Below are 6,229 nucleotides of genomic sequence, written 5' to 3' on the forward strand. Positions count from 1 at the left end.
CCCCTCAGCCGCCGCCGACGGCCAGCATGACGTGATCCGGCCCCTGCGCCTGCGCCGCCTGCAGGGCGGTCTCGGCACGGCCGAGCAACACTTCCACCGAATCGTCGCCGGCCTCCGCCCCGCCGATGCAGACGGTGACGGCGAGCCCGCCGGCACCGTCGGTGAGCGGCCGGCGCGCGAGCGTCGCCCGCAGGCGCTCGGCCAGGGCGAGGGCGCCGCCGCCGTCGGTGGAGGGCAGCAGGACGCCCATCTCGTCGTCGCCGAGGCGGCCGAGCAGGTCGGTCTCGCGCAATACGTCGACGCAACCGGCGGCGACGGCCCGCAGGACCGTGTCACCGGTGCCGATGCCGTGGGTTGCGTTGATGGCCTTCAGTCCGTCGACGTCGACCACCAGCAGGCTGAGGGCGTGGTTGTAGCGCCGCGCCCGTTCCACCTCCTCCACCAGGCGGCCGAGGAACGCCCGGCGGTCGAAGGCGCCGGTCAGCGGGTCGGAGCCGTCGCGCACCGCCCGCGCCCGCCGCGCTTCGGCGAGGCCGAGCAGCAGGTCGAGCCGCGCCGCCGCCTCGGCGGGCGTGGCATCGACGCGCAGCGCATCCGTCGCCCCGGCCTCGATCACCGCGGCGGCGGTGGCGGCATCGGGCACGTCCAGCGCCAGCAGCAGCGGCGCCGGGTGGAGCGATGCAAGGGCGCGCCGCACCGCCGCCACGTCTTCCCCCCACGCCAGCACCAGCCCCGGCTGCACGCCGGCCGCCGCGGCGGCGGCCTCGGCGGGGCTGCCGGCCGCATGCAGGTGCAACTCCGGCCGCGCCGCCAGGGCGGCGGCCACGGCGTGACCGGCAGGCGGCGGGGCGCCGATGGTGAGGATGGGGCAGAGGGAAGGCGTCATGGTGTTTTTCAGGCGCAATGGAAGCGGATTTCGACCGTAGCGAAAATCTTTGCGGGCGTCTGCATCTCCTGGTGGAGGATCTCTTTCGGCCGAGTGGCAGCCTCGCCGACCAGCAAGCGGTGCCGCAGCAGGATCCGTACCGCCTGCAAACAGAGGCCGAGGCCGTGCCGTTGCTCCGCATCCGCCGCCAGGGGGGATCTCGGCCCCGGCTCCTGACCGGCCGCGCCACCCGGGGCGCTCCGCCCGCGTTGCACTGCCAGTAATCCTTTGCACCGGGAGACGCCCCATGGCCGACCGCTCTGAAGACACCCGCCTGCGCGGCACCGAACCGCCGGCGATGCACGAGTCCAAGCCGCACCCCGACCAGGGCCGGCCCTCCACCACCACCGGCGAGAGCACCCGCGCCACCGACAGCCGCACCGGCCTTGGCGCCGACGACCGGCCGCCGCAGAAGAGCAACGCCTTGCGCATGGTGATGCTGGCCGTCCTCGCCGTGGTGGTGGTGGCGATCATCGCCGGCCTGTTCGCCTGATCCTGCCGCCGGGGGTTTCGCCGCGGCGCCGCGCGCCACATCTTCGGGAGACCAGCCGTTCCTCCTGGAGACCCGCACCCGCATGGCGCCGCCCCCCGACTCCCGCACCGACACCGCCTTCCTCGCCCGCTGCATCGACCAGGCCCGCGGCGTCGAGACCGCCGACCTGGTGATCCGCGACACCCGCTTCCTCAACGTCGTGACGGGTGAGGTGGCGCGCGGCGACATCGCGGTCTGCGGCGACCGCATCGTCGGCACCTACGAGTCCTACCGCGGCGCCCGCGAGGTCGACGGCCGCGACCTGGTGTGTGTGCCGGGCTTCATCGACACCCACGTCCATTGCGAATCGACCCTGGTGTCGCCGCTGGAGTTCGACCGCTGCGTCCTGCCGCGCGGCACGACCACGGCCATCTGCGACCCGCACGAGATGTGCAACGTGCTGGGAGCCACGGGCCTCGACTACTTCACCCGGGCGGCGGAGGCGACGGCGCTGGACTTGCGGGTGCAACTGTCGTCCTGCGTGCCGGCGACCGACCTGGAGACGGCGGCGGCGCGGCTGGGGGCGGCGGACCTGCTGGCCTTCCGCGACCACCCCAAGGTGATCGGCCTGGCCGAGTTCATGAACGTGCCCGGCCTGCTGCACAAGGACCCGGAGGTGCTGGAGAAGCTGGCGGCCTTCCAGGGCGGCCACATCGACGGCCATGCCCCGCTGCTGTCGGGGCATGATCTCAATGCGTATCTCGCCTGCGGCGTGAAGAACTGCCACGAGACCACGAGCTACGACGAAGCCATGGAGAAGCTGCGCAAGGGCATGCAGCTGCTCATCCGCGAGGGCACGGTCAGCAAGGACGTCGACGCCCTGACGCCGGCCCTGACGGCGGAAACCTCCAGCTTCTGCGGCTTCTGCACCGACGACCGCAACCCGCTCGACATCGCCGAGGAAGGCCACCTCGACCACGTCATCCGCAAGGCCATCGCCAACGGCGCGCCCATGGCACACGTCTACCGCGCCGCCACCTGGTCAGCGGCGACCGGCTTCGGCCTGCACGACCGCGGCCTTATCGCGCCCGGCAAGCGGGCCGACATCGTGCTGCTGGGCGACCTGGAAACCTGCGACGTGCAGGGCGTGATTTCCGCCGGCCGTGTGGTGACGCCCGACCTGTTCGCGGGGCGCCGGGCGCCCGATCCGGTCGGGCTCGACAGCGTCAAGCTGGACCCGGTGACGGCAGACGTCTTCGCCGCTCCCGCCTCCGGTCCCACCGGCCCGGTGATCGGCGTGCAGGCCGGGCGCATCGTCACCGAGCACCTGCGCGAATCGCTGCCCTACCGCGACGGCCTGCGCCACGCCGACCCGGCGCGCGACATCCTGAAGGTCTGCGTGCTGGCCCGCCACGGGGTGAACAACAACATCGGCCGCGGCTTCGTGAAGGGCTTCGGCCTGCGCGAGGGGGCGCTCGCCTCCTCGGTCGGGCACGACAGCCACAACATCTGCGTCGTCGGCGCCTGCGATGCCGACATGGCGGTGGCGGTGAACCGGCTGATCGCGCTGGGCGGCGGCTTCGTCGCGGTGCGCGACGGGCAGGTGGTGGGCGAACTGGCGCTGCCCATGGCCGGGCTCATGAGCCTCGACCCGTTCGAGCGCGTGCGCGACAAGCTGGAGGCCCTGCGGGCGGCGGTGCGCGGCATGGGCTGCGGCCTGCCGGAACCGTTCCTGCAGCTGGCCTTCCTGCCCCTGCCGGTGATCCCGCACCTGAAGATCACCGACAAGGGGCTGGTGGACGTCGACCGGTTCGAGCTGATCGCGGCCTGACCGGCCTCAGCCCTTGCGGAAGAGCTTGCCGCCGATCCCGACGAGGGGGATGACCAGGGCGCCGACGGCGAGCCCGAGCACGCCTGCGCCGGCGGCGCCGACCGCCCAGGCGACGATGGCGCCAGGCGTGCCGCCGCCCACCGCCGCTCCGGCCCCGACCGAGGCGTCGTGGATGACGTGCTCGATGCCCGCCAGCCCGAACGAGGCGAGGCCGTGGATGAGGATGCCGCCGCCGACCCACAGCATGGCCGCCGTGCCGACCACGCTCAGCAGCTTGAGCAGCTTGGGCATGCCGGTCACCAGCAGGCGCCCGACGGTGGCGGCCGCACCGCCGCGGGTGGTGAGGTGCAGGCCGACGTCGTCCGCCTTCACGATGATCGCCACGACGCCGTAGACCAGCAGGGTGATGCCGATGCCGACGATGGCCAGCACCACCGCCTGCGACCAGAACGAGTCGGTTTCCGCCGCGACCACCGCCAGGCTCATGGCCATGATCTCGGCCGACAGGATGAAGTCGGTGCGGATGGCGCCGCCGACCACGCGCGCCTCCAGTTCCGCCGCCGTCTCGGCCGCCGCCGGGCCGTCGTCGTGATGGCCGTGGCCGCCGCCCACCGCCTCCCACACCTTCTCGGCGCCCTCGAAGCAGAGATAGAGGGAGCCGGCCATGAGCAGCGGCATGATCGCCCACGGCGCGAAGGCGCTCAGCACCAGCGCGATGGGCAGCAGGATCAGCAGCTTGTTGCGCAGCGAGCCGAGCGTGATCTTGCCGATGATCGGCAGCTCGCGCGCCGGCGACAGGCCGACCACGTAGCGCGGCGTGACGGCCGCGTCGTCGACCACGATGCCGAGGGCCTTCACCCCCGCGCGGCCGGCCTGCGCCACGGCATCGTCCACACCGGCCGCGGCCACCTTGGCGAGGGCCGCGACATCATCGAGCAGGGCGAGAAGACCAGTCGCCATCATGAAACTCCAGGCGGGGAAGGGGAGGGCGAGGCAAGGGGTGTCGGGCGGGGATGGGCGGCTCCGCCTCAGCCCTCCAGCGCCGTCCGCCGCAGTTCGTACAACGCCACGGCGGCGGCATTGCTCACATTGAGGCTCTCCATGGCGCCGGTCATGGGCAGGCGCGCCAGATGGTCGCAGGCGTCGCGCGTCAGGCGGCGCATGCCGGTGCCCTCGCTGCCCAGCACCAGCACGATGCGCCCCGACAGCTTCGCGCCGGCCAGCGTCTGCGGCGCCTCGGCGTCGAGCCCGGCGGTCCACCAGCCGGCTTCCTTGAGGCGGTCGAGCGCCTGCTTGAGGTTGCCGACGCGCACCAGCGGCACCCGTTCCAGCGCGCCCGAGGCAGCCTTGGCCAGCGTCGCCGTCTCGTCGGGGGCGTGGCGGTCCTGGGTGATCACGGCGACGGCGCCGAAGGCCGCGGCCGAGCGCAGGATGGCGCCGACGTTGTGCGGGTCGGTCACCTGGTCGAGCGCCAGCACGACGCAGTCGGTCTGCGCCTCGCCGAGCCGCACCACGTCGTCGAGGGTGGCGGCGGGCAGCGGGTCGGCCTTGAGCGCGAGGCCCTGGTGGACGGCGCCGGCGGGCAGCAGGTCGTCCAGGCGGGAGCGGTCGACCGGCGTCACCACCGGCACCTCGTCGCGCTCGTCGAGCAGCGGGCGGATCTCGGCCAGCGCCTCGGCGGTGCCGAGGACCTCGCGGATGACGCGGGCCGGGTTGGCGAGCGCCGCCTCAACCGGATGGCGGCCGTAGAGCCAGCCTTCGCCGCCGCCTTCCCGGCGGGCGCGGGCTGCAGCCGCCTTGTGGGCGGGCTTGCCCTCCTTGCGGGGGCCTTTGGGCGCAGGCTTGCCGGGGCGCTGGGGCATGGGGTGTCCTTTTCTCGACGCGGGTGACGGGCCGCCGTGAAGGCGGCCAACGGATTGTTGGCTAAACGCTTTTTTTCTCGTTGACAAGGCGTCGCCGATCCAATAGTTCAAGGCCTCCGTTGTCACGGCGCCTGGCGCACGGCGGACGATGGAGGGGTGGCCGAGTGGTTAAAGGCACCAGACTGTAAATCTGGCGGCGTAGCCTACGTAGGTTCGAATCCTACCCCCTCCACCATTTCCCCGCCGCGGTGCGGCGCCGGGACGACGGGGCTTGCGGGTGTAGCTCAATGGTAGAGCCCCAGCCTTCCAAGCTGGTTGTGCGGGTTCGATTCCCGTCACCCGCTCCAGCTTAAATCCCAGAATTACCCACCATAGTCGACCTATCGGACGCACCACCAGGACACGGGTTGGAAGATGGCGAAGGAAAAGTTCACGCGGTCGAAGCCGCACTGCAACGTCGGCACCATCGGTCACGTCGACCATGGCAAGACGACGCTGACCGCGGCGATCACGAAGGTGATGGCCGAGCAGGGCGGCGGTCAGTTCCTGGCTTACGACATGATCGACAAGGCGCCGGAAGAGCGTGCGCGCGGCATCACCATCTCGACGGCGCACGTCGAGTACGAGACCGCGAACCGTCACTACGCGCACGTCGACTGCCCGGGCCACGCCGACTACGTGAAGAACATGATCACCGGTGCCGCCCAGATGGACGGCGCGATCCTGGTGGTTTCGGCCGCTGACGGCCCGATGCCGCAGACCCGCGAGCACATCCTGCTCGCCCGTCAGGTCGGCGTGCCGGCGATCGTGGTGTTCATGAACAAGGTGGACCAGGTCGACGACCCGGAGCTGCTGGAACTGGTGGAGCTCGAAATCCGCGAGCTGCTGTCGTCCTACGACTTCCCGGGCGACGACATTCCCATCGTGAAGGGTTCGGCCCTGGCCGCCCTCGAGGGCAACAAGCCGGAGATCGGCGCCAGCGCCATCGCCGAGCTGATGAAGGCCGTCGACGAGTACATCCCGCAGCCGGAACGTCCGAAGGATCGTCCGTTCCTGATGCCGATCGAAGACGTGTTCTCGATCTCGGGCCGCGGCACCGTGGTGACCGGCCGTGTCGAGCGCGGCATCGTGAAGGTGGG

6 protein-coding genes and 2 tRNA genes are annotated in these 6,229 nt (G+C 71.7%); 5 read left to right on the forward strand and 3 right to left on the reverse strand.

All coding sequences use genetic code 11. From position 1 onward, the window contains the following. Positions 1–4: 4 nt before the first annotated feature. Complete coding sequence (locus CRP50_RS19340; RefSeq protein WP_141415201.1) at positions 5–886, reverse strand: GGDEF domain-containing protein; 882 nt, start codon at positions 884–886, stop codon at positions 5–7. A 286-nt stretch (positions 887–1,172) separates the two neighbouring features. On the opposite strand from CRP50_RS19340, the gene CRP50_RS19350 reads away from it, so the two are divergent. Together CRP50_RS19350 and ade are read left to right on the forward strand one after the other, a co-directional pair. Continuing rightward, positions 1,173–1,418 (forward strand): hypothetical protein, encoded by a 246-nt coding sequence (locus CRP50_RS19350; RefSeq protein WP_097280826.1) that lies wholly within the window; start codon positions 1,173–1,175, stop codon positions 1,416–1,418. An 82-nt stretch (positions 1,419–1,500) separates the two neighbouring features. Next, positions 1,501–3,228 carry an adenine deaminase gene (ade, locus tag CRP50_RS19355; RefSeq protein WP_097280827.1) on the forward strand — a complete coding sequence of 576 codons (1,728 nt, stop codon included), beginning with the start codon at positions 1,501–1,503 and terminating at the stop codon, positions 3,226–3,228. Between the two features lie 6 nt (positions 3,229–3,234). On the opposite strand, the gene CRP50_RS19360 is transcribed toward ade, so the two are convergent. Then, positions 3,235–4,191 (reverse strand): DUF808 domain-containing protein, encoded by a 957-nt coding sequence (locus CRP50_RS19360; protein ID WP_245913543.1) that lies wholly within the window; start codon positions 4,189–4,191, stop codon positions 3,235–3,237. Between the two features lie 65 nt (positions 4,192–4,256). Next, entirely contained in the window at positions 4,257–5,090 is an 834-nt protein-coding gene (gene rlmB, locus CRP50_RS19365) for a 23S rRNA (guanosine(2251)-2'-O)-methyltransferase RlmB (RefSeq protein WP_097280828.1), read from the reverse strand. 150 nt (positions 5,091–5,240) lie between these two features. Between rlmB and CRP50_RS19370 the strand changes: the two genes are divergently transcribed. The 3 genes from CRP50_RS19370 to CRP50_RS19380 all read left to right on the forward strand — a co-directional run. Beyond that, positions 5,241–5,325: transfer RNA gene (locus tag CRP50_RS19370), tRNA-Tyr, on the forward strand. A 38-nt stretch (positions 5,326–5,363) separates the two neighbouring features. Continuing rightward, positions 5,364–5,437: transfer RNA gene (locus CRP50_RS19375), tRNA-Gly, on the forward strand. Between the two features lie 67 nt (positions 5,438–5,504). Next, positions 5,505–6,229: elongation factor Tu (locus CRP50_RS19380; protein WP_141415202.1), on the forward strand; the 725-nt coding region annotated here is incomplete at its 3' end.

Source organism: Caenispirillum bisanense (assembly GCF_900230255.1).
GTDB classification, from domain to species: domain Bacteria; phylum Pseudomonadota; class Alphaproteobacteria; order Rhodospirillales; family Rhodospirillaceae; genus Caenispirillum; species Caenispirillum bisanense_A.

What these genes read in the sequence shown, in the direction of transcription:
- CRP50_RS19340 (WP_141415201.1), bottom strand. Translation starts at nt 886, where the DNA reads ATGACGCCTTCCCTCTGCCCCATCCTCACCATCGGCGCCCCGCCGCCT.
- CRP50_RS19350 (WP_097280826.1), top strand. Translation starts at nt 1,173, where the DNA reads ATGGCCGACCGCTCTGAAGACACCCGCCTGCGCGGCACCGAACCGCCG.
- ade (WP_097280827.1), top strand. Translation starts at nt 1,501, where the DNA reads ATGGCGCCGCCCCCCGACTCCCGCACCGACACCGCCTTCCTCGCCCGC.
- CRP50_RS19360 (WP_245913543.1), bottom strand. Translation starts at nt 4,191, where the DNA reads ATGATGGCGACTGGTCTTCTCGCCCTGCTCGATGATGTCGCGGCCCTC.
- rlmB (WP_097280828.1), bottom strand. Translation starts at nt 5,090, where the DNA reads ATGCCCCAGCGCCCCGGCAAGCCTGCGCCCAAAGGCCCCCGCAAGGAG.